At 47.7% G+C, this 24,305-nt stretch carries 19 protein-coding genes; 12 read left to right on the top strand and 7 right to left on the bottom strand.

All coding sequences use genetic code 11. The features are described from left to right. Window positions 1-267: 267 nt before the first annotated feature. Window positions 268-1,365, top strand: coding sequence for a glycosyltransferase (locus DF182_RS13155; protein ID WP_113616060.1), 1,098 nt, complete (start codon window positions 268-270; stop codon window positions 1,363-1,365). 74 nt (window positions 1,366-1,439) lie between these two features. Here DF182_RS13155 and DF182_RS13160 read toward each other — a convergent pair whose 3' ends face one another. Next, window positions 1,440-1,769: an arsenate reductase family protein gene (locus DF182_RS13160; protein ID WP_113616061.1), complete on the bottom strand. Its 330-nt coding sequence runs from the start codon at window positions 1,767-1,769 to the stop codon at window positions 1,440-1,442. A gap of 95 nt (window positions 1,770-1,864) precedes the next feature. Between DF182_RS13160 and polA the strand changes: the two genes are divergently transcribed. From polA to DF182_RS13175, 3 genes are all read left to right on the top strand, one after another. Beyond that, window positions 1,865-4,687, top strand: a complete 2,823-nt coding sequence (polA, locus tag DF182_RS13165; RefSeq protein WP_113616062.1) for a DNA polymerase I — start codon at window positions 1,865-1,867, stop codon at window positions 4,685-4,687. Between the two features lie 155 nt (window positions 4,688-4,842). Continuing rightward, the gene (locus tag DF182_RS13170; RefSeq protein WP_113616063.1) at window positions 4,843-5,367 is read left to right on the top strand and encodes a GNAT family N-acetyltransferase; all 525 of its coding nucleotides are present in this window, start codon (window positions 4,843-4,845) and stop codon (window positions 5,365-5,367) included. 105 nt (window positions 5,368-5,472) lie between these two features. Further along, complete coding sequence (locus tag DF182_RS13175) at window positions 5,473-6,615, top strand: C1 family peptidase (RefSeq protein ID WP_113616064.1); 1,143 nt, start codon at window positions 5,473-5,475, stop codon at window positions 6,613-6,615. Between the two features lie 544 nt (window positions 6,616-7,159). Here the strand turns inward: DF182_RS13175 and DF182_RS13185 are convergent. Then, window positions 7,160-7,777 (bottom strand): L-threonylcarbamoyladenylate synthase, encoded by a 618-nt coding sequence (locus DF182_RS13185; protein WP_113616066.1) that lies wholly within the window; start codon window positions 7,775-7,777, stop codon window positions 7,160-7,162. 172 nt (window positions 7,778-7,949) lie between these two features. Here DF182_RS13185 and mtgA point away from each other — a divergent pair, with 172 nt between their 5' ends. Further along, window positions 7,950-8,666, top strand: a complete 717-nt coding sequence (gene mtgA / locus DF182_RS13190; RefSeq protein WP_113616067.1) for a monofunctional biosynthetic peptidoglycan transglycosylase — start codon at window positions 7,950-7,952, stop codon at window positions 8,664-8,666. Window positions 8,667-8,669: 3 nt separating this feature from the next. On the opposite strand, the gene DF182_RS13195 is transcribed toward mtgA, so the two are convergent. The 4 genes from DF182_RS13195 to DF182_RS13210 all read right to left on the bottom strand — a co-directional run bounded on the left by DF182_RS13195 (window position 8,670) and on the right by DF182_RS13210 (window position 12,223). Further along, window positions 8,670-9,191 carry an AAA family ATPase gene (locus DF182_RS13195; RefSeq protein WP_113616068.1) on the bottom strand — a complete coding sequence of 174 codons (522 nt, stop codon included), beginning with the start codon at window positions 9,189-9,191 and terminating at the stop codon, window positions 8,670-8,672. After that, the gene (pnuC, locus tag DF182_RS13200) at window positions 9,188-9,811 is read right to left on the bottom strand and encodes a nicotinamide riboside transporter PnuC (RefSeq protein WP_113616069.1); all 624 of its coding nucleotides are present in this window, start codon (window positions 9,809-9,811) and stop codon (window positions 9,188-9,190) included. Before pnuC ends, DF182_RS13195 begins: the two co-directional genes overlap by 4 nt. Window positions 9,812-9,841: 30 nt before the next feature. After that, window positions 9,842-11,539, bottom strand: coding sequence for a PNGase F N-terminal domain-containing protein (locus DF182_RS13205; RefSeq protein ID WP_113616070.1), 1,698 nt, complete (start codon window positions 11,537-11,539; stop codon window positions 9,842-9,844). 87 nt (window positions 11,540-11,626) lie between these two features. After that, a complete protein-coding gene (locus DF182_RS13210; RefSeq protein ID WP_113616071.1) occupies window positions 11,627-12,223 on the bottom strand; it encodes a NifU family protein in 597 nt (198 codons plus the stop codon). A 156-nt stretch (window positions 12,224-12,379) separates the two neighbouring features. On the opposite strand from DF182_RS13210, the gene DF182_RS13215 reads away from it, so the two are divergent. The 3 genes from DF182_RS13215 to DF182_RS13225 all read left to right on the top strand — a co-directional run bounded on the left by DF182_RS13215 (window position 12,380) and on the right by DF182_RS13225 (window position 15,235). After that, window positions 12,380-12,895, top strand: a complete 516-nt coding sequence (locus tag DF182_RS13215) for a ferritin (protein WP_113616072.1) — start codon at window positions 12,380-12,382, stop codon at window positions 12,893-12,895. A 55-nt stretch (window positions 12,896-12,950) separates the two neighbouring features. Further along, on the top strand, window positions 12,951-13,403 hold the full coding sequence (locus DF182_RS13220; protein WP_113616073.1) for a methylglyoxal synthase: 453 nt from the start codon (window positions 12,951-12,953) through the stop codon (window positions 13,401-13,403). 290 nt (window positions 13,404-13,693) lie between these two features. Next, window positions 13,694-15,235 (top strand): glycoside hydrolase family 10 protein, encoded by a 1,542-nt coding sequence (locus tag DF182_RS13225; protein WP_113616074.1) that lies wholly within the window; start codon window positions 13,694-13,696, stop codon window positions 15,233-15,235. 18 nt (window positions 15,236-15,253) lie between these two features. Here the strand turns inward: DF182_RS13225 and DF182_RS13230 are convergent, their stop codons facing one another. Beyond that, complete coding sequence (locus tag DF182_RS13230; protein WP_113616075.1) at window positions 15,254-16,321, bottom strand: hypothetical protein; 1,068 nt, start codon at window positions 16,319-16,321, stop codon at window positions 15,254-15,256. Between the two features lie 343 nt (window positions 16,322-16,664). Here DF182_RS13230 and gltB point away from each other — a divergent pair, with 343 nt between their 5' ends. The 4 genes from gltB to DF182_RS13250 all read left to right on the top strand — a co-directional run bounded on the left by gltB (window position 16,665) and on the right by DF182_RS13250 (window position 24,289). Then, window positions 16,665-21,194 carry a glutamate synthase large subunit gene (gene gltB / locus DF182_RS13235; protein WP_113616076.1) on the top strand — a complete coding sequence of 1,510 codons (4,530 nt, stop codon included), beginning with the start codon at window positions 16,665-16,667 and terminating at the stop codon, window positions 21,192-21,194. 76 nt (window positions 21,195-21,270) lie between these two features. Continuing rightward, complete coding sequence (locus DF182_RS13240) at window positions 21,271-22,746, top strand: glutamate synthase subunit beta (protein ID WP_113616077.1); 1,476 nt, start codon at window positions 21,271-21,273, stop codon at window positions 22,744-22,746. 219 nt (window positions 22,747-22,965) lie between these two features. Next, entirely contained in the window at window positions 22,966-23,544 is a 579-nt protein-coding gene (locus DF182_RS13245) for a hypothetical protein (RefSeq protein ID WP_113616078.1), read from the top strand. Window positions 23,545-23,647: 103 nt separating this feature from the next. After that, entirely contained in the window at window positions 23,648-24,289 is a 642-nt protein-coding gene (locus DF182_RS13250) for a hypothetical protein (RefSeq protein ID WP_147243430.1), read from the top strand. Window positions 24,290-24,305 lie beyond the last annotated feature (16 nt).

Genomic DNA, 24,305 nt, shown 5'->3' on the forward strand with positions numbered 1-24,305 from the left:
CGTTTTCAATGTTTGGTGTCAGTGAGTCTTTAATGCATTCGTTTTTTGTTCATAGTGGGACAACCGCAATCATTTTTCTTAAACACTTTGCAACCTGTCATCGTTAAACTTCCACACAGAAAAAAGATCACCATCCATTTGAGCCTTTTCATATTGCTAATTAATATACTTCCAGTTAAATATAAATCCTTCCCTCTAAGAGTTTACCTTTTCTTAACAATCACCCTTTGTAATTTAAGCTAAATTCGCAAAAAAAATCCAATTTATTTGTCCACAATCCTGCCTCCCGTAAAAATTTTAATCGTGCCGCTGGACTGGGGCCTCGGACACGCCACCCGCGATATTCCGCTCATCTATGAAATGCTTAACGCAGGCGCGCAGATTTTTATTGCCGCCGAAGGCAAGCATGCCGCATTGTTAAAACAGGAATTTCCGGAAATCACCATTTTACCGCTCCCTGGCTACCGCATTCAATATGCACAGAAAGGCAAGTTCTTCGGAATCAAGATCATACAACAAATTCCAAAGATCGTTAGCGCAATAAAATATGAACAACGCTGGCTGAATAAAGTGGTAAAAGAATATCAGATCAGCGCCGTTATTTCCGACAACCGTTTCGGCCTCTACCACAAGGAAATTCCCACCGTTTTCATCACACACCAGTTGCTGATCAAAACACCTTTTGGCGGCTGGATAGAAAGGACCCTGCAGAAACTCAACTATAGCTTTATCCGTAAATACAGCGCCTGCTGGATCCCTGATTTTGCCGGCAACAATAACCTTTCCGGTGAACTGGCCCATCCTGCGCAACTCCCTTCCAACACTACCTATATCGGCTGTCTGAGCCGCTTTGAGCCTCGCACAGACATCGAAAAAAAATACGACCTGCTGGTACTCATCTCCGGCCCCGAGCCTCAACGCTCCAACCTGGAGAAACTGGTGCTCGACCAGGTGAAAACACACTCCCTCAAAGCACTGATCGTCAGCGGAAAACCAGGCACACCCTACCATGAAGAGGTAGCGCCCGGTGTTACCCACGTAAACCATCTGAACGCCAAAGAGTTAAACGAAGCCATGCTGGCCTCCGATATGGTTTTGAGCCGTTCCGGCTATACTACGCTCATGGACCTGGCAAAGCTCAACAAAAGAGCCATCCTCGTTCCCACTCCCGGCCAGTCAGAACAGGTATACCTCGGCGAATACCTGATGGAAAAAGGTTATTTCTATTCCATTCCTCAGGAGCAATTTGATCTTAAAACTGCGCTCGACGAAGCAGCCCGCTTTCCTTTCAAATCATTCCACCACGATCAGGACATGTATCTGTACAAGAATGTGGTAAAGAATTTCATCAAAACACTACTTTGATTAATTGATGAATGCTGATGCCCCTGATGAGCGAAAACTAACATCAGCATCAGCATTCATCAAATAAATCACCGTTACATTTGTTTAACCTCAGACCCTATATAAATCCTTCCTGCAGTAACGCCCACGGGGCGTTTCAGAAAAGAATATTCCTGTAGAATCAGATCGCGGTAATCATGTTCGGTGAGTGTCTTCTCATGAAGACCCATCGGCCGGTATTGTTGTGATCTGCGGCTGAACAGGGCTTCATAGCTTCCTGCGAGAGCATGCATCTCTTCGAGCTGCTCCGGTGTAATTTTTTCTTTTTTGATGTCCTGTAGTGCAATTCCTCTTTCTTTTGCCTTGATTTCTTCAAGGATCTTTTTACAGGTACTGCAGGTGGACAAATGATATATCTTGCTCATATGCTACTTATTTCCAGGTTAAAATTACATTGCTGCGTGTATATTGTGGTACTATCTTAATTTTGTGCATCAAATTAATTCTTGTAGGTTTAGTAATGCAAAAGAAATTATTTTTACTGGATGCCATGGCGCTGATTTACAGGGCATATTATGCACTGATCAGAAATCCAAGGCTCACCAGCACCGGACGTAATACTAATGCGCAGTTTGGATTCACCACTACGTTGCTGGATCTTATCAATAAGGAGAAACCGACCCATCTGGCTGTTGCTTTTGATACACATGCGCCCACAGAACGCCATACTACTTTTACCGATTATAAAGCCAACCGTGAAGATGCGCCTGAAGATCTGCTGGATGCCCTCCCTGATATCAAACGAATCATCGAAGGGTTCAATATTCCGGTGGTGGAACTGGATGGCTATGAAGCCGATGACGTGATCGGAACACTTGCCTGGCAGGCCGCAGACGCCGGTTACACGGTGTATATGGTGACACCCGATAAAGACTACGGGCAGCTGGTAAAAGACAACGTTTTCATCTACAAACCGCCGTACATGGGTAGTAAGGAAGAAATCCTGGGCCCTAAAGAAGTGTGCGAAAAGTGGCAGATCAAAGATGTACACCAGGTAATTGATATCCTGGGCCTGATGGGTGATGCGGTGGATAATATCCCCGGTATCGCCGGCGTTGGTGAAAAAACAGCTATGAAGCTGCTGGCACAGTACGAAACACTCGAGAATGTGCTGGCCAATGCGGATGCCATCGGCGGTAAAATGGCGGAAAAAATCAAGGCAGGCCGTGAAAACGCCCTGATGTCCAAAGAACTGGCCACTATCATCACCGATGTACCGGTAACATTTCATGAAGAAGATTTTAGCCTGTCGGATATAGACAAAGAAAAACTGTCGGAAATATTTACAGAACTGGAGTTCAAAAGCCTCGGCAAAAGAGTGCTGGGTGACAACTTCGCCTTCGCCGGCAGCGCCCCCGAACCCAAAGCCAAAGCTAAAGTGGTGCAAACCGACCTCTTCGGTCAGCCAGTGGAAACAGCCGTGGCTGAAGCCGAAGAAACCATCGAAGCCACCACTTTCCTCGCTCCGGACAAAAATATCCACAATACGCCCCACGACTATGTGCTGATAGACACACCGGAAAAAAGAGCCGAATTACTGGCTTCCCTGCTGCAACAGCAGGAAGTGGCCTTTGATACGGAAACCACCGGTACCGACGCCAACGAGGCCGACATTGTAGGTATGAGTTTTTCCTACAAAAAAGGCGCCGCTTACTACATTCCCATGCCTGCCAGCCATGAGGCTGCCAAGGCTATCCTGCACGAGTTCCAGCCACTCTTTCAGCACCCGTCCATCACACTGGTAGGCCAGAATATCAAATACGATATGCTGGTACTCAAATGGTACGGACTGGATGTTACCACCACACTTTTTGATACCATGCTCGCCCATTACCTCGTTGAGCCGGAAGGCCGCAGGAGCATGGACGCGCTGAGTGCACAATACCTTCAATACGAGCCTGTTCCCATCGAATCCCTGATCGGTAAAAAAGGGAAGGGACAAGGTAGCATGCGGGACGTGGAAGTGGAAAAAATAAAGGAATACGCTTCAGAAGATGCTGATATCACCTTACAGCTGAAACATACCTTCGCGCCAATGCTGCCACAGAAAAGCGTGGAAAAAGTTTTTTACGATGTGGAAAACCCACTCGTGAAAGTACTGACAGACATGGAGTATGAAGGCATTGCCATCGATACTGCAGCACTGGCCGACTATTCCCGCGAACTGGAAACAGAAATAAAACGTGCAGAAGAAAGCGTGTATGAACAAGCCGGCGTAAGATTCAAACTGGCATCTCCCAAACAATTGGGTGAGGTGCTGTTTGAAAAATTACAGCTGGACCCGAAAGCCAAAAAAACCAGAACCGGACAGTATGCCACCGGAGAAGACGTGCTGCAGAAGCTTTCCAGCAAACATAAGATCGTAGAAGACATCCTGATCTTCCGTGAGCTCAGCAAGCTGAAGTCTACTTACGTAGATGCGTTACCGTTAATGATCAACAAACGGACTAACCGTGTACATACTTCCTATAATCAGGCTGTAGCGGTAACCGGACGTCTCAGTTCCAACAACCCGAACCTGCAGAATATTCCTATCCGCACCGACCGCGGCCGGGAAGTGAGGAAAGCTTTTGTGCCCCGCAGTGAAGATTATGTGCTGCTGTCTGCCGACTATTCACAGATAGAGCTGCGCATCATCGCGGCTATCAGTGAAGACACACAGATGATCGATGCTTTCCGTAAAGGGATAGACATTCACGCAGCTACCGCCGCCAGGGTGTACAATGTGCCCCTGGAAGAAGTAACTTCCGAAATGCGTCGCAACGCCAAAAGCGTCAACTTCGGTATCATTTACGGCGTGAGTGCTTTCGGGCTGTCAGAAAATCTGGGCATTGCCAGAAGTGAAGCCAAAACACTGATCGATAACTATTTCGCACAGTATCCGTCCATTAAAAAATATATGGACGATCAGATACAGTTTGCACAAACTAACGGTTACGTACAAACGATGTTGGGCAGAAAAAGATGGCTGAAAGACATCAACTCTTCCAATGCAGTAGTACGTGGTTATGCAGAAAGGAATGCGATCAACATGCCCATACAAGGTACGGCCGCTGATATGATCAAACTGGCCATGATCGCAATTCACAAGGCGTTTAAAGAGAGAAAGCTGCAATCAAAAATGATCCTGCAGGTGCATGACGAATTGGTATTTGACGCCCATCGTTCCGAACTCGACATCATTAAACCCCTGATAATGGAATGCATGAAAAATGCATTACCATTGGCCGTTCCTGTTGAAGCAGAAATGGGAACCGGTCAAAACTGGCTGCAGGCCCACTAATAAAACGGCATTCCTGCGATGAACAGTAAAGTACAAGCAGACGGTCTATATAGCTGACTATTAAGGCTTTCTGCTTGTATTCGTTGTTCATTTCTGCAGATGCGCAATTTTGATAACCTCTTGTATTTCCCAAAACAGTTTACTAGTTTCAGAGCATGATCCAAACTCCCCGACTACAATTGTTGCCTTGCACATTGCAGCATTTTGAGTCGCTATTACAAGGCAATGATACACTCGCCGATCTTCTGGGTATCACCGTTCCGGAAGGTTGGACCGAATATCCCGAAATGGTGCTGGTAGCATATGACAAATTACGCAATGACCCATCCATGCTGGGATGGTTTTTTTACCTGGTTATTCACCGGGAAGATAAACGCCTGATCGGCGCCGGTGGCTTTAAGGGCAAGCCCAACCATCAGGGTATTGTGGAGATGGGGTATGAAATATCCCAGGACTACCGTGAACAGGGGCTGGGCTCCGAAATGGCCCAGGCACTTGTCCGCTTCGCTTTTGGCCACTCTTACGTACAAAAAGTTATTGCCCATACCGAAGAAGAATACAATGCTTCCGTTAAGATATTACAAAAAGCAGGAATGCGATTTGTTGGCACTGTTAAAAACAAGGAAAATGAAGATCTCTGGGAATGGGAAATTACCAGAGGACAATATCAGGAACAATAAAAACGGTGTGATGCTGTAGCAGGCTTCCGTTCATCCATCTTTTCTCAGGATGAATACCTCCTTTCCCTTATTTTTGGCCCTTGTCTAAAAAACCTGTCTTAACTCATGAAGAAATGGATGATTAGTGCAGCTATGCTTTGCAGCACCGCAGCATTTGCACAAACCAGCACCAATGTGGAGGGTAGCCGCTACCAGTTTACCGTTATTAAAAATATGGATGCAGGAGATGTACAGAACCAGGGTCGCACCGGTACCTGCTGGTCTTTCTCCGGCCTGTCCTTTTTTGAGTCTGAACTGCTCCGTAATGGTAAAGGCAAAGGCCTTAACCTGAGCGAAATGTTCGTTGTACGTAAAATGTACCCGCTGAAAGCCATCAACTATGTAAGGATGCATGGTAAAGCCAACTTCGGTGAAGGCGGTGGTTTCCCCGACGATCTGCTCTGCCTGCGTGAATACGGCCTCGTACCACAAAGCGCTTACGATGGCAACAAAGGTAAAATGTACAACCACGCCGAAATGGAAGGTCTACTGGAAGGTCTGACCAAAACCATCGGCAATGCCAATGGCACCATCAACCCCGACTGGAAAAAAGCTTTTGATGGCGTGCTGAACGGCTACATGGGCGAAGCTCCTGAGAAATTCACCTATAACGGTAAATCCTATACGCCGCAGTCCTTTGCTAAAGAACTGGGCCTCAATGCTGATGATTATGTCCTGATCTCTTCCTTCACCCACCACCCGTACAACTCACAGTTTGTACTGGAAGTGCCAGACAACTGGAACTGGGAAAAAGTTTACAACGTAACCCTCGACGATTTCACCCGTATCGCGGAAACAGCCGTTACCAACGGTTATACCCTCGCCTGGGCTGCTGACGTAAGCGAAAAAGGCTTCAACTTCAAAGATGGACTGGCCATCGTTCCAGAGAAAGACTGGTCTGATATGTCTGCTGAAGAAAAGAAAAACCTGTTCCTCCAGCCAGGAACAGAAAAAACTATCACCCCCGAAGTACGCCAGCTGGCCTTCGATAACTACGAAACACAGGACGACCACGGCATGCACATCGTAGGCATCGTAAAAGATCAGAACGGCAACAAATACTTCCGCGTGAAAAACTCCTGGGGCACCGACAACTTCGGCCAGGGATACTTCTACGCTTCTATGCCTTACTTCGCCTACAAAACCACTTGCTTTATGGTTAACAAAAAAGCACTGCCGGCTGATATCGCGAAGAAGCTGAAACTGTGATGAATACTGATGCCGCTGATTCTCCTGATGAATGAAGATGTAAGCGGATGATTATATTTTTAGAAAAAACAAAGCCCACATTGATTTTACGTCAATGTGGGCTTTGTTTTTAAGATGACTTTTTATTTAATTGCTTTTGTCAAATATATTTATTTGACGGAGTCAAGCATTTGTTTTTAACTGTTTATTTTTTAATGTGTTGGATTTATTTTCCTTCATATCGCTGGGTATAATCGTAGTTTCCCAACCTTAATTTAACAGGGACGCCTGTATGTTTTTGCCAGGTCCATTCCTGTTTACAAAAAAAGCCGAAATGCTGATCATAATAAGCATTAGGTGCCAGGGGATTTATTGGATATACCGTAGTAGCCGGCCGGGGAAAAACGGGAGCGGGGCAAGTAGCCAGAACAGATCCCACCGGCTTACCTGCAGGCAGGAGCCGGACCGGCTTCCGCAGCAATGTTTGCGCCTGCGTCAAAACAGGCCCTATGATCAAACAAACTGTTATCCAACGTTTTATCATCTTGTTATTTTGAAGCAATTTTTAGGAAATCGCGTCATAACTACCGAGGCCTTCCCTGATCAGTTCCGGTTCCGGACCAGTACAATCCACCACCGTTGAAAATGCCATCCCGCCAGGACCTCCATCCACCACAATATCTACCACCTTCCCGAATTTCTCATAAATGATTTCCGGGTCCGTATATTCTTCCACGTAGTGTTCTATCGGCAGGGTAGTACTCATCAGCGGATTATCCAGTTCTTTTACGATTGTTCTGCAGATATTATTGTCCGGCACCCTGATACCCACAGTGTCCTTTTTGGTTTTCAGCAACTTGGGTACCATTTTGCTTGCTGGCAGGATAAAAGTATAAGGGCCGGGCAACGCTTTTTTCAACATTCTGAACACCGGTGTGTCTACACTTTTGGCGTAGTCAGACAGATGACTGAGGTCATAGCAGATAAAGGAAAAATGCGCCTTTTTAGGATCTATCTGTTTGATACGGGCTATCCGTTCAATCGCCTTGTGCTGGGTAATATCACAGCCCAGGCCATATACGGTATCTGTAGGATAGATGATGATACCTCCGTCTCTGAGGCATTCGATGATCGTTTTAATATGACGGGGATTCGGATTTTCAGGGTGTACGTTCAACAGCATAACATAAAAATTAGAAATGAAAAATGCTCAATGACAACCAGTGCAGTATTCGTTTGCTGCTACTGTAAATTTACCAAATTATATCCTCACAATAACTTAATCTGCAATTTGTAATTCATAATTCCACAATTACTTCCTACCTTTCAGCCCGATTTTTCTAAACCTACGTTGAATGAAGTTAAAAGGCATTGTCCCCAGAACGTGGAGAAGATTGAAACGGGTATTGCTGGTCCTATTTGTCGCACAATTAGTCTACATTATCATACTACGGTGGGTGAATCCACCGATTACGCTCACTATGATATCCAGCTGGTTCAGCTTGTGGGGCACAGACAAAACGCTTCACAAAACCTGGGTCAGCTATGATGAAATATCCCAGCACGCCAAACTGGCTGTCATCGCCAGCGAAGACCAGCTCTTCCCTGATCACGATGGCTTTGATTACAAATCCATCGAAAAAGCGATGAAACACAACCAAACCAGCAAGAAGATAAGAGGCGCCAGCACTATCAGTCAGCAGGTGGCTAAAAATGTGTTTCTTTGGCAAGGTCGTAGTTGGGTACGAAAAGGGTTGGAAGTGTATTTCACTTTTATGATCGAAAAGATCTGGGGTAAACAGCGTATACTGGAAATGTATCTCAATGTGGCCCAAACGGGCGACGGCATCTTTGGTATAGAAGCTGCAGCGCAGGCTTACTATAACAAGAATGCCGCCAGTCTGAACCGGGAAGAATCAGCCATGATTGCGGCCAGTCTTCCCAATCCGGTAAAGTATACTGTTAATCCACCGGCCCGGATCACCGCCTGGAGACAGCGGAAGATATTGATACAGATGCGTAACCTCGCGCCGGACCCGGATATCATGGAGCTCGTTACCGGTCTCAAATAATCCCTACGATTGTAGCAACCGCGTTACCGCTTCAATAGCCTGCGTTTCCCTTTGCTGATAACTACCTCGTATATCCGTCCAGGTTACCCCGGACTGCATCACGATATCCCTGTATACCTGATAGAAATAGGTCCTCATCTCCGGATCAGGATATTCGCGCTGGGGATCTTCTTCCCAAGGCAGGTCTATATAGGTAAGCAGATAATGATCGCATTGCTGTGATGCTATTTCCTTCAGGATGCGGGGATCGCATTCCTGATATTTATGTTCACTCCACACTTTTATCACATACAGATCGGTATCACAGATCAGCACCTGATTGGCTCTGGCGGCCCGTTCATGTTCCAGCCGGAGCTGCCCTTCGGCAATCGTCAGCAGATCCTGCTGTTCGTAGGGGCGTGACAGTTCCTCCAGGTATTCACGGGCGTATTCCGGTGTCCATACTGTATGAAAATGTTCCGCAAGTTTTGCGCTGAGGGTGCTTTTGCCTGTAGACTCAGGCCCTATGACTACTACTTTTTTCATGACTGCGTTATTTCCTGTTCCAGCACTGCCTTACGCCAGCTGAGATATCCGAAGATAGCGATGATAAACAAAAAGATGGTCAGGAAAGCGGTGAGGTACAGATGCTTGTAAAACAACAGCGGTACCGCTACAAAGTTGGATATGTTGAGTAGTATCCAGTTTTCCAGTTTTCTTTTGGCCAGCAGCCACATGCCACCGCAGGCCGTAGCAGAAATGAAGGCATCCATCACCGGCACATTGGAATCGGAGAAATTGGCCAACAGTATATAAAAAACAGCCCATCCCGTCAGGGCGATGAAGATCGCCATGGTCATCTCCCGTGGAGTGCTCCGGCTGATCTTCACCGCTGGTTTGGCCGGGCCTTGCCGGGCCCAGTATACCCATCCATAAATACTCATCACCAGGTAATAGGCATTGAGCGTAGCGTCTGCATAGAGTTTAAAGTGTTCTCTGGACAGGAGATAGGTATAAATACCGGTACTGATGATACCGGTAGGATATACGAGAATATTGTTTTTTTTCTGGAAGATGACCGACAATACGGCAAATAACACTGCAATAGCTTCCAGCCATGTCATTTCATGAAAGCTGTTTTGCAAACCCGCTATGATATCATTCATAAAACAAATGTAAGTATTGCAGCGAATGAATTATTTTTTCAATGTACCGATCAGTGTTCCGGACACATCCCAGAAACTCTGGCTGGTGCCGGCTGGAGCGCCCTGCGGAATGGCCACGCGGATGGTGTGCACTCCCGGCGTCATGTCTGGCAGTGAAATAAATACTGGTGATGTCAGCGTACCAGGGCACCAGTTGGAACGGCTCAGGTCTGAAGAAGACAGTCCGTTACCAAAGTTGCCGGATGCAGGATTAGACAGGCGGTAAGTTCCACAGTCAGTGCGCCATGGAATGAAATGATACACCCTTTTTCCGTCCGCAAATATTTCATTCTGCTTGGGATTAAATTCATCGCCGCCGCCCCAGCCGCCGTGGCCGGTGGTGATATAACGCAGTTGCAGATTACGGATACCTTCAGGGATATTAACAGTTACGGTCAGGGAATCCTTATCAAAGAGAGAAGGATATTCCTGTCCGGCCATCTCCATCAGGTTGGTAGTGTTGAAGATGGGGAGGCTCCAGTTGGGTGTGGATGTGTTTTCATCTTCCCCATCGCCGGGATAGTATTTAAAGCGGAGGCTTACTTTATGGCCGCCTTTGTCGTAGTTACCGATGTATACGCCCAGCCATACTTCTCCTTGTAATCTGTGTTGCAGTTCGGTGATATCCTGTTTGTACATCACGGAATCAGCCCAGTGATAACCTTTGATTTTCACCTGATCGTTGAAATGATGTACACCAAATGGGGTGAAAAAGCGGAGTATTTCCAGCGCAGGCTGATAGTTGTCTGTTGCCACCATGCCCTGATATTGTTTACCGTTTCTGGCGGTAAACAATGGCAATGCAGCAGCGCCTTTACGGAGGCCGTCCAGGAAGGAAGATGCTTTGTCGGTAGGGATCATGAATACAGAGCCGGTACGGTCATAGGCGTCACCGTTAGAGTATTGCACCAGTTCAGCAAACATGGTTTCTCCCTTTTTAGCGGCTGGCAGTTTTACCTTTTTGAGGATCACGGTACCACCGGCATAGTGGTAGGTGAGGCCGGTCTGGTCATCAGCAGGATTAGTGTTGTTATTGCCCCAGCTGATCTGTTCCTGTTCAAACACCGGCAGGGTGGTGTAGCGGCTGTCGATGACTTCGCGCATATAGGCGGCATCGTCTACTTGTTGTCCGAATTGGGAAGGCCAGGCCAGTTCTGCTGGTGTAATTTTGCGGTAAGTGATCTGTTTGGCGAAGGTTTCGCTGTTGCCGTTGCGTACTATTTTGAGAACCAGGCCCAGTCCGGGTGCGATGGTAAGATTGGGTGTTCCTTTGAGGGCCAGTTTATCGGTGTACCAAACTTCGATGGTGTTGGAGCGGATAAAGAGGCGGGCTTTTTTGCATACATGGCCCAGGATGGTGTCGGTACCGGGCAGCAGTTCGGCCTGTGTATATTCTCCAAAAGGTTTCTTTAGCGTGTAGATGTTCCCGTTAGGAGTGCCAAGCACCTGATAGGTATTTTTTTCGGTCAGGTCGAGGTATTGTTGTTCTTTGGGAGCGGGGCCTCCGGGAATGATATGTGCCCTGTTGTGGTCGATGATCAGTTGCAGTCCGTTACCGAATTCTTTTCCGTTGCTGCGCATCCCGTAGGTGATAATGGCAGCGCTGCTGTCGATGTTCTTCTTTTTTTGTGCCTGTACCGGCTGGGCAGCTATGGCCAGTCCGGTCAACAAAACCAGTAATCCTTTCATTGTCGCTATTTCTAAAACGTAAAAATAAAAAAGCACAGCCAATAAAGACTGTGCTTTCATTTAACACTATCATTCACTCAACTATGGCTATTCTGCTTCTGCCACTACTTCCTTCACTTCAGGGATCATACGTTTCATCATCCCTTCAATACCGGATTTCAGCGTAATCATGGAAGACGGGCAGCCTGAGCAGGAACCCTGCAACATCAGTGTAACCGTACCGGCATCATAGCCTTTGAACTGAATGGCACCGCCATCCATTTCTACCGCAGGTTTCACATAGTTTTCCAGCAGTTCCTTAATTCTTTTTACTACGTCGCTGTCATCAGCACTTACGGCGTTGCTGGCGGTGGATTTGGTCACTACCACTTCGTCTTCGTTGATAACAGGGCGGTTATCCTCCAGGTACTCCTTCAGGAAGGCTTTTACCGTAGGGATTATATCGTTCCAGTCTGTTTCACTGGTTTTAGTAAGCGTAATGAAGTTAGCCATGATGAATACTCCCCTGATGAAAGGGAAGCTGAACAATTCCATCGCCAGGGGTGATGGTTTTGCGCTGGCTTCATCCGGAAAATCAATGCTTTTGCCCGGATACAACAGTTTGTTAGCCACAAACTTCATTGTTTCCGGATTGGGTGTCATTTCTGTATATATGCTGATGATCGGATTTCCTGTTTTAATCATTTTATCCTAATTTTCCTGACAAAGGTAGCATTTTCCAGGCAGAATTTCTGCCCGGTCATGTGGAAAACCTCATCGAATTTTACAATAACGTTATAAGCAGCAACAATACTATATCCACGCTGCCCCCTTCTCTTATTTACATTAAAATTTAAGGTCATGTTATTGAAAGAACTCTCCGCAAAAATTGAAGCTGCCCTGAACCAGCAAGTAGAAATGGAAGCCGCCTCCTCTCAGTATTACCTCGCTATGGCCTCCTGGTCCGAAGTACAAGGCTATAACGGCGTTGCTCAGTTTCTTTACCGGCATTCTGATGAAGAAAGAGTGCATATGCTGAAACTGTTAAAATTCATCAATGAAAGAGGCGGACACGGCATTGTCCCCGCATTAAAACAACCCAGCCTGAAATTCAAAGACTTACATAATATTTTTGATCAGGTATATACCCACGAACTGAAAGTTTCCAAAGAAATCAACCACCTGGTAGACCTCTCCCTGCATGAAAAAGACTACGCGACCCACAATTTTATGCAGTGGTATGTGACCGAACAGATCGAAGAAGAGCGCATGGCCCGTCATATCCTCGACAAACTGAAGATCATCGGTGAAGACAAAGGCGGCCTCTATAGCTTTGATCGGGACCTGGCCATTTTTAATACTGTCGATGGCCGATAATATTATTAAAATTTTGCATTTATTTTTTACTGGCGGCTTATTACTTTTGTAGCCTATGCAGACAACAAAGACGCTGAAAGCACGCAAAAGGATAGCACTGATCGCACACGACCATAAAAAGGCCGAACTGATTGAGTGGGCTACCTACAACAAAACAGTATTAAGCCGCCATGAACTATATGCTACCGGCACCACCGGCAAGCTGATAGAAGAGGCGCTGGACGTTTCTGTCAGGAAGCTGCTGAGCGGCCCTCTCGGCGGCGACCAGCAGATAGGCGCGCTGGTAGCGGAAGGAGCTCTCGATGTGATCATCTTCTTCTGGGACCCCATGGAAGCCCTGCCACACGATCCGGATATCAAGGCACTGCTGCGCCTGGGCGTAGTATGGAATATCCCCGTGGCCTGCAACCGCGCATCTGCCGACTTCCTTCTCACATCTCCGTTGATGCATCAGGACTATGAAGTAATCCTTCCGGATTATTCTCAGTACATGCAGCGGAAAATCTAAAACTGTTCCGTCTTTATAAATTCTCCTTCGTTACTGGCAATCACTCCTGCTCACGGAACCTTTCCGGGAGTGAGATTCTTTTTTGCCATTTTATTAACACTCCTTACCATCGCACAACATCCTGTGGCTGATATTATCCAGTCTCCATCCGGATTCGTGCATGCCAGGAAATGATAAAACAGGGTGTTTAAATACAAACGCTGATCATACCAGCATAAGAATCATATAATTAGCGATAAAAACAGACTTCCTTTTTGCTATTTTCGCATCTTACGGTTTAAATAAGGTAGATGTTGAAGCAATTATTAGCCGGCGTAGCCTTGTGTGTAGGCTTGGCGCAACAGGCATCGGCACAGTTACCCCCCAAAAGGGAAATGAGAGGGGTGTGGATCGCCACAGTGGAGAATATTGACTGGCCTTCCAGACGGGGCCTACCCACAGAGCAGCAGAAACAGGAATTCATTGATTTGCTAAATCAGATGCAGCGCAATGGCATGAATGCCGTGGTTGCACAGATACGTCCGGTAACAGACGCATTTTATGCATCCCCATACGAGCCCTGGTCTGAATACCTCACCGGCACTCAGGGACAGGCACCCAACCCATATTATGATCCTCTTCAGTTTATGATTGAAGAAACGCATAAACGCGGTATGGAGTTTCATGCCTGGTTCAACCCCTACAGGGCCGTGTTTAATGTGAGCCGCAACAGTGTGGCCGCCAACCATATCACCCGCCTGAAGCCACAGTGGTTTCTGACTTACGATAACAAAAAGTACTTCGATCCGGGTATCCCAGAGGTAAGGACCTATGTTACCATGATCGTGCGTGATGTGGTAAAACGTTATGATATAGATGCCGTCCACTTTGATGACTACTTTTATCCATACCGGGTGCCGGGCAAGGAGTTCCCCGATTATGTTTCCTACCGCCTGTATGGTAATGGTGTGATGAAAGACGACTGGCGCAGAGCCAACGTAGACGCCATCATTGAGATGCTGAGTGCAGCCATCAAGGCCGAAAAGCCCTGGGTGAAATTCGGGATCAGTCCCTTCGGCGTATGGCGTGATCGCAGCAAAGACCCTGAAGGCTCCTACACACATGGAGGCATGACCAATTATGATGATCTTTATGCAGATATATTAAAATGGCTGAAAAAAGGCTGGATAGACTATGCTGCCCCTCAATTGTACTGGGAACGTGGTCACCGCCTCGCCGATTATGAAGTGTTGCTCAACTGGTGGAGCCAGCACGGATACGGCCGGAATATATTTATCGGTCATGGCGTATACCGGATAGGCAGCAGTGCCGCCTGGAAAAATCCGGACGAACTGCCCAGACAGATCGAAGAAGTCCGTACCCTCAACACCATTCAGGGTAGCATCTTCTACAGTGCCAAGTCTTTCAGAGGTAATCCCCTCGGTATAGAAGACTCCCTGCGCAACCATTTCTATAAATACCCGGCGCTGCGCCCGCTGATGCCCTGGCTGCCCAACACCACACCATACCCTCCTTATTTTATAGATGCCTTTGAACGGCCGGGGGGACTGGAAATACACTGGTCAGATGACGATACTAGCGGCCGCACCAAACAATACGTACTGTATCGTTTTGAGCAAAACGAACCTATTAACGTCAGCGACCCTACGAAAATACTGGCCATCCTGCCGCAGTCTTCTGATCCGGAATACAAAGACCTGACGTATGTAAAAGGTAAACTCTACACCTATGTAGTAACAGCACTCGACAGGCTTCAGAACGAAAGTCCGCTCAGCGAACCACTCAGGATGCAGATCCAGAACGGAAAGACGGCATTTGTCTTTGAACCATAATATTCAGAAACGGGCGTATTAGAAAATAAATGCGCCCGTTTCCATATCAATAGCCGTGGCTGGCGGACGAGGGTCCAGAAAACGGAAGTTATCTGTATCTACAATAAAAGGAGCCGTTGACAAAATAAGGCTGCCGGCAATCCCATCCACCGGAGCTCCCCGTCTCCTGAAGCTTTTCCTTCTTTTGCGATTCTCTATAAAATCAGAAAAAATATACCCATAGCCCTGCTTTTCTATAGGCAGAAACATATCCTCTACAACCCTGTATGCCTCTCCATCTTTTACAATGGCCCAGCAACTAATTAAGGACTCTTTCTTTCCATCTGGCATGATCTTAAAAACATCCAGTTGTCGCCTATGTTTCTCCATCTCAAAAGTCCTGATAGAAGGATTATTTTCCCTGAACTCCTCAAAGCTCATATAGACGCCATCATTTAGTTTGGCAGCCATCAATGCAGGAATTTCTCTTTTCCTAATATGTCGTGTAACAATACTTGCTTTAGTCAAAAACGATTCGCCGGTTTCGGGTGATTTCAGCAGTAACCTATTCAGGGCTTCAGCGATATCTGTCTTATGCTTAAAGTTGGCAAGCATTCCGGAGCTCATCTTAATATCATCCACCGTATTAAGCCGTTTGTATTGCATACCGTCAGGTGAGCCATAAACAGTAGCTTTCAGGCGCACATAAGATTTTTCCATTATCCCGGCCCCTCTTGCCGCAACGCGCAGGTCTTCCACCACCCATAGCAATTTGACGCCATCAGGTGTATATAGATGTGAATAGGCTTTATCAATATAATCTGCCAGGTAGGAACTCATATTCCTGTCTGGTACATAAGACTGGAAGGCGAACTCCATGCCTACCCGCAGATAGCCCATATGGGCAGTATCCCATACAACACAAACCACCTCGATACCGCTGATTTTATACGGAAGCTTGTCTGCAGACAACTGCGGTTTTTTAGTCAGCTCTATCTTATTGGTATTGATTGTTTTAATCGTATCCTCGGACGGATACTGGGCCCGGACCTGCTGTGCAAAACCAGTCAGCAGGCTGGCAAATATCAGGGAGTATTTTATAGACATCGTATATAGGCACGGGTTATAGAATGGTAAATGATCCTTAAAATTAGGAAAATCATCTTTCCGGCTATGAAAGTGGTCTTATTATATTGATAAAACCTCCAAAAAAGAGGTATTTACCATTCACGGTCGGGAATCGGCCCTGCGTCGCAGTCATTTTTTTATAAATTCTAACAATAAGCACCTTCATTTTATTTTTTTCTAAATTTTTTGCTTCTAACAAAAATTTGTATAAAAAATCCCGCCTTCCTTTAGTATCTTTAAACCGTTCCCGAATTATATCGTACACCACCCATCGACGCAAGTCAGAAGGGAGGGGTGTGTCAAAGCAAAAAATCTAAACCAAATGGATGAAGTGAAGCAAACGCAAGGTTTATACCGTCCGGAATTTGAACATGACGCCTGCGGAACAGGTTTTACGGCTCACATCAAAGGGCGTAAATCCCACCATATTATACGTGATGCCCTCACCATGCTGGAAAACATGGAACACCGCGGAGCCTGCGGTTGTGAGCAAAACACAGGAGATGGTGCAGGAATTCTGTTCCAGGTACCTCATGAATTTTTGTATGATGAATGCCTGCGATTAGGCATCAGCTTACCCGAATTTGGTAAGTATGGCGTAGGCATGATCTTTTTCCCGAAAGAACCGCGCTGGCGCGAAGAATGCAGGGAAATACTGCAACGCAGTGCTGAAAAGCTGGGCCTGGAGATACTGGGCTACCGTAAAGTACCCGTTCGCCCTGATGGCATCGGTGAATCCGCCCTGTCTGTAGAGCCGGAAATAGAACAGGTATTTATTGCCTGTCCTTATCATATCAGCGATCCGGAAGCATTCGAGCGTAAGCTGTTCGTACTCCGCAACTACGTCTCCAAAACCGTACGTAATACTATTCCAAAGGAAAAAGCGCTGTTCTACATCGCCTCCCTTTCCTATAAAACAATCGTATATAAAGGTCAGCTGACGACCTATCAGGTACGCCATTATTATACTGACCTGAGCGATGAGAAGATGGTATCCGCCTTTGCCCTCATCCACTCCCGTTTTGCGACCAATACCTTCCCCAGCTGGCGGTTGGCCCACCCTTACCGCTATATCGCCCACAACGGGGAAATCAATACACTCAAAGGAAACCTCAACTGGCTCCGTTCCGGTGAGCGTGACTTTGTATCCAAATATTTCACGCCGGAGGAAATGGACATGCTACTGCCCATCGTAGAAGAAGGACAGTCAGACTCCGCCAGCCTCGACAACGTTATAGAGCTGCTGACCATGACAGGCCGCTCCCTGCCTCATGTAATGATGATGCTCATCCCGGAAGCATGGGATGGCAACGAAGACATGGCTGCAGAAAAGAAAGCATTTTACGAATACCACGCCTCCCTCATGGAGCCCTGGGATGGACCGGCATCCATCTCCTTCACCGATGGTAAAATCATCGGTGCCACCCTGGACCGTAACGGTTTACGCCCCAGCCGCTTTGTGGTGACCAAAGATGATCGCGTGATCATGGCCTCAGAAGCCGGCGTATTGCCTATCGATCCAAAGAATGTTAAACAGAAAGGCCGCCTGCAACCCGGTAAAATGTTTATCGTAGACATGGACCAGGGCCGCATTATCGGCGACGAAGAGCTCAAACAACAGATCTGTTCCCAGCAGCCTTACGGCGAATGGCTCAACAAATACAAGATCCGCCTGGAAGAGCTGCCAGAGCCAAGGGTTACCTTCAGCCACCTCGAACACGATCAGATATTCAAATACCAGCGCGCTTTTGGCTACAGCACAGAAGACCTGGAGCATATCATCTCACCCATGGCCATCGACGGCAAAGAGCCTATAGGCTCCATGGGCACCGATACACCGCTGGCAGCACTGAGCAACCAGCCGCAACATCTGGCCAACTATTTCAAACAGCTATTTGCCCAGGTAACCAACCCACCCATCGATCCCATCCGGGAACGACTGGTGATGTCACTCGCCACCTTCGTAGGCGGCAATGGCAACCTGCTTGATGAAGATCCGCTGCACTGTCATAGCCTGGCACTGCGCCATCCTATCCTCAACAACTACGAGCTGGAGAAGATTCGCAGTATTGACACCGGTCTGTTTCAGGCTAAAACACTGCATACCTACTTCAAGGCCGACGGCAAACCCGGCTCCCTTGAAAAAGGCCTGGCACGTCTCTGTCGCTACGCTGTAGATGCAGTGGAAGATGGCTTTGAAGTGATCATCCTCTCAGACCGCGCAATCGACTCTGAACACGCTGCCATTCCTTCTCTGCTGGCTGCTTCCGCTGTACACCACCACCTGATCCGCAAAGGTATCCGTGGCTCGGTAGGTCTCATCGTGGAAGCCGGCGATGTATGGGAAGTACACCACTTCGCCTGCCTGCTCGGTTTCGGCGCCACCGCTGTAAATCCTTATCTGGCCCTCAGCACCATCCGCGACCTGAAGCTGTCCAACAAACTGGACACCTCCTGCGATGTGGACAAACTGAAGAAAAACTATATCAAAGCCATCTGCGACGGCCTCCTGAAAGTATTCTCCAAAATGGGCATCTCCACCCTGCAATCTTATCAGGGTGCACAGATCTTCGAAATACTGGGCATCAACCAGCAGGTGGTAGACAAATACTTCACCGGCGCGGTATCCCGTATACAAGGCCTCGGCCTCGACGAAATCGCCCGTGAAACACTGGCTAAACACTGGATGGGCTACGGCCGCAAGGAAAAACCGGTACAACGGCTTACAGAAGGCGGCGTATACCAATGGAAACGCAAAGGGGAGTTTCACCTCTTTAATCCTACTACCATACACCTGCTGCAGTATTCTACCCGTATGGGCGACTACAGCATCTTTAAAAAATACTCCAAGGCCGTTAATGACCAGAGCGAAAAAGCCTGCACACTTCGTAGTCTGTTTTCGTTCAGGCGTAACCGTTCTTCCATCTCCATCGAGGAGGTAGAACCAGCCAGCACCATCCTGAAACGTTTCGCTACAGGAGCTATGAGCTTTGGTTCTATCTCACACGAAGCCCACTCCACCCTGGCCATTGCCATGAACCGTATTGGTGCCAAAAGCAATACCGGTGAAGGGGGAGAAGATGAAATACGCTACGAGCAACTGCCCAACGGCGACTCTATGCGTTCTGCTATCAAACAGGTAGCCAGCGCCCGTTTTGGCGTAACCAGCTACTACCTGACCAATGCCGACGAACTACAGATTAAAATGGCCCAGGGCGCAAAACCCGGTGAGGGCGGACAGCTGCCCGGCCATAAAGTGGACGACTGGATTGCGAAAGTGAGACACTCCACACCAGGTGTAGGTCTTATCTCGCCACCACCACACCACGATATTTATTCTATCGAGGACCTGGCACAGCTCATCTATGACCTGAAAAATGCCAACCGTGCCGCCCGTATCAGCGTAAAACTGGTATCCAAAGCCGGTGTAGGCACCATCGCTGCCGGCGTGGCCAAAGCACATGCCGACGTAGTACTGGTATCCGGTCATGATGGCGGTACCGGCGCCTCTCCGGAAAGCTCTATCAAACATGCCGGCCTCCCTTGGGAACTGGGCCTCGCAGAATCTCACCAGACGCTGGTGAAAAACAAACTGCGGAGCAGGGTAGTGCTGCAAACAGACGGTCAGCTGAAAACAGGCCGCGATATCGCTATCGCCACCCTGCTTGGCGCCGAAGAATGGGGCGTAGCCACTGCTGCTCTTGTAGTAGAAGGCTGTATCATGATGCGTAAATGCCATCTCAATACCTGCCCTGTAGGTGTAGCCACACAGGATGGAGAGCTGCGCAAACGCTTCTCCGGCGATCCTCAGCACGTGGTAAACCTCTTCAACTTCCTGGTGGAAGAACTGCGCGAAATCATGGCTGATCTGGGCTTCCGTACCATCAACGAAATGGTAGGCCAGGTAGATTGCCTGCAAATGCGCGAGGGCATCACCCACTGGAAAACACAGAAACTGGACCTCTCGCCCATACTCTACAAAGAACCAGCCGCTCCTGAAACAGGCCTGTACAAACAGGAAGAACAGGATCATGGTATCAGCGAAGTGCTGGACTGGCAGCTGCTCAAAGCAGCCCAGCCTGCCCTGGATAAAAAAACAAGAGTATATCAACAGTATACCGTTAAAAATACAGACCGCACAGTAGGGACCATTCTTTCCAACGAAGTGTCTAAGCGATACAAAAGCGAAGGCCTGCCGGAAGATACCCTGCACTTCAAATTCACAGGCTCCGCGGGGCAGAGCTTCGGCGCCTTCACTACCAAGGGCATCACCATGGAACTAGAAGGAGAAGCCAATGACTATTTCGGTAAAGGACTGTCTGGCTCCAAACTGATTCTCTATCCTCACGGAGAAGCTGGTTTCAAAGCCGAAGAAAATATCATTGCGGGCAACGTATGTTTCTACGGCGCCACCTCCGGTGAAGCCTATATCCGCGGGAAAGCCGGCGAACGCTTCTGCGTACGCAACTCCGGAGCTACCATCGTGGCAGAAGGAGTAGGCGACCACGGTTGCGAATATATGACCGGCGGGAAAGCCGTGATCCTTGGTGAAACAGGTCGCAACTTCGGCGCAGGTATGAGCGGCGGTATCGCTTATGTGTACGATGTTAATGGTTCCTTCGCCAACCACTGCAACCGCGACATGATTGATCTTGATCCGCTGGACCAGGATGATGTGGCCGCCCTGCACGACCTGATCACTAAACATCACGCCTACACGAACAGCACCGTGGCTAAATTCATATTAAAAGACTGGGAAAACCAGCTGCGCCACTTCGTGAAAGTATTCCCTAAAGAATACAAGGCTGTACTGAAAGCTGGTGTAGCTCAGGCACAGAAGATAAACCGTTAATAATGAAAAGATTTTTCCAGCGGATATCAGGCCTGGCCTGGTATTCACTGGAAGAAGGAAAAAATAAATTAGGACTATGGGTAAACCTACAGGATTCCTGGAATTTACACGAGAGCAGCCCGGGAAATCTGATCCCCGGGAAAGGATCAGTCACTACAACGAGTTTGTAGAACGTTTTCCTGACAACAAATTGAACCAGCAGGCTGCCCGTTGTATGAACTGCGGCGTTCCTTTCTGCCACAGCGGCTGCCCGCTCGGCAACGTAATACCTGAATTTAATCATGCTGTTTACCGTCAGGACTGGCAGGAAGCCTATGATATCCTGACGTCTACCAATAACTTCCCGGAATTTACGGGCCGTATCTGTCCGGCTCCCTGTGAAAGCGCCTGTGTGCTGGGTATCAACCAGCCGCCAGTGGCCATCGAGGAAATCGAAAAGCATATCATTGAAATTGCTTTCGATAAAGGACTGGTACAGGCTAAAATCCCCCGGATGCGTACCGGCAAAAAAGTGGCCGTTGTTGGCTCCGGACCAGCCGGGCTGGCTGCTGCTGCGCAGCTCAACTATGCCGGTCATACTGTTACCGTGTTTGAAAGAGATGATAAACCCGGAGGACTACTCCGCTATGGTATTCCCGATTTCAAACTGGAAAAGTGGACCATCGACCGCAGGATCAAACTGATGGAAGAAGAAGGCGTGACTTTCCAATGTAATGCCAACGTAGGCGTTAACGTTAGTACCAACGATTTGTTGAGGGAATACAATGCCATCGTACTTGCCGGTGGCTCCACTATTCCACGCGATCTTGGTATTGCTGGTCGCGAACTGAAAGGGGTTCATTATGCCATGGACTTCCTCAAACAGCAAAACAAAAGAGTAGGTAATATTCCCGTGGATGGTCAGGATATTCTGGCCACCGGCAAAAATGTGGTAGTGATAGGAGGTGGTGATACCGGTTCCGACTGCGTAGGCACCAGCAACCGTCATGGCGCCATCAGCATTACACAGCTGGAGCTCATGCCCAAACCTCCGGGCGAGCGTACCGACTTTATGCCATGGCCTACCTACCCGATGATATTAAAAACATCCTCTTCCCATGAAGAAGGCGCTGACCGCCAATGGGCGATTGCCACCAAAGCCTTTGTGGGTGACGAAAACGGCCATCTGAAAGCCCTTCGTCTGGTGGACCTCCAATGGTCTCTGGGTACCGATGGCAGACCGGCCAAATTCACCGAAGTACCTGGCTCCGAAAGAGATATTCCCTGCGAACTGGCGCTGCTGGCCATGGGCTTCGTACATCCGCAACATACCGGCATGCTGGAACAGCTGGATGTAGAACAAGATGAAAGAGGCAATGTCAAAGCGACTGAAAAAGATTACCTGACATCCATTCCTAAAGTATTTGCTGCTGGCGATATGCGCCGCGGACAATCACTGGTGGTATGGGCCATCAGTGAAGGTCGCGAGTGTGCGAGAAAAGTAGATGAATTCCTGATGGGAAGCTCCCAACTGGAAAGCAAAGACCATTCCTTACAGGCAATGGCACTCTGATAATAATAGCGGTAAACTTTTAGCCTGTTGCTTAACAGGCTGAAGGCAACGTTCATAAAATATGATGACAGCTAACGGCTAAAAGCTAGTAGCTATTTATTAACGCTTTTCTCATAAGCAGGTTTAGATTTTGTTGTAACCTTCAGCCGGGCCGGGTTTTTACCCGGCCTTTTATTTTGCCGGAATTGGCTTACTTTTACGGCCCCTATAACCTGTACCATGAAACGATTCATTGCTGTTGCCGCAACCTGCCTGCTCTCTTTCCAGCTGCAGGCGCAGAAAAAAAATATCAAAGGGAAAGTCTATTATCAGGTGTATGAAATCTCTGCAGCCTCCATTGAAGCGCGGCCCCGGAAAACACTATTGCTGCTCTCTTCCGGTCCCATGTCTAGCAGAAAATATATACAGGACCTCCAGTATGAGATGAAAAAAAGACTCGAGAAAAAAGGGCTGGCATGTTCTCTCGAATATATAGGTCTGGAGTCCGACAATTTGCAGGAAAAGATTAACACTGCTGTTAAAACACATCATCCCGATTTGTATATGGTGGTTACTCCTACCTCCATACAAAACGTTATCGCTCAGGATAATTCCAACTCCAGCAGAATGATGGTAGATTGGACACAACAAACCTTTGACATCAATTTGTACGATAATACCTCCGGACAGCTCAATCTCTGGGAGGCCCGCCTGGAAAGCCGCGCCGATCTCTCCGGGGAGAAAATTTTCAGACGTCTGTCTGCCGCTCTGCTTGACCGCTGGGAAGAAATTGGTCTTATCCCGAAAAAGCCATCCTGAACTTGATAGTTTTACAGACAGAATTAACAGATCAGCAGAAATAAATCCGCCGTTCAGCTATTTTCCCGGCGCTCAGCCATGATTCCGGATACATTTGTTATCTATGAAACAATGGTGCTGCCTTTTGGGATTTTTTTTCATTTGCCTTTCTGCTGCTGCGCAGGATCAGGGAGAAGAGAATCTTATCCTGTATGCCAGCACACTAAAAAAGGGACTCTATAAGTCGTTCCGGGAATTTCAGTTCAACAGCCCTTCGGAAGAAGGAGATCTGGTGATAAAAAGCCGTAGTACCGCGGCCCAGATCTACCTGCTGGCCAGCAGAAATGAACTGGTGATGCGCGACCGGGCAGGGCAGGAGCATAAAATAAAAAGCTACTGGGGCTTCTGTGATGGTCAGCATGTTTACATAAAAGATAATGGCCTGAATGAAATACACCAGGCAGGTTATTATTGCATTTATGAAATCCATGGTGTTCAACCATCCCGCAGTATCTACAATCAGGCGGATATGACTGTCAGTACACTCAACACTCCCATACATCTGAAAAAAGTTATCAACATCATTACCGGCGAGATACTGGAGTTGTCTCTTTATAATCTCCGGAAATACATTCTGCCACAAGACCCCGAACTACTGGAAGAATTCAGCACAGACAAAGACAAAAAAGATAAGTTGGAATATTATATTTTCCGTTTTAACCAGCGCAACAAACCCTCCCTGTCTTCCCCTCAAAGCGGGAAATAATCTACCCAACCACCAG

The organism is Chitinophaga flava (genome assembly GCF_003308995.1).
GTDB classification, from domain to species: Bacteria; Bacteroidota; Bacteroidia; order Chitinophagales; family Chitinophagaceae; genus Chitinophaga; species Chitinophaga flava.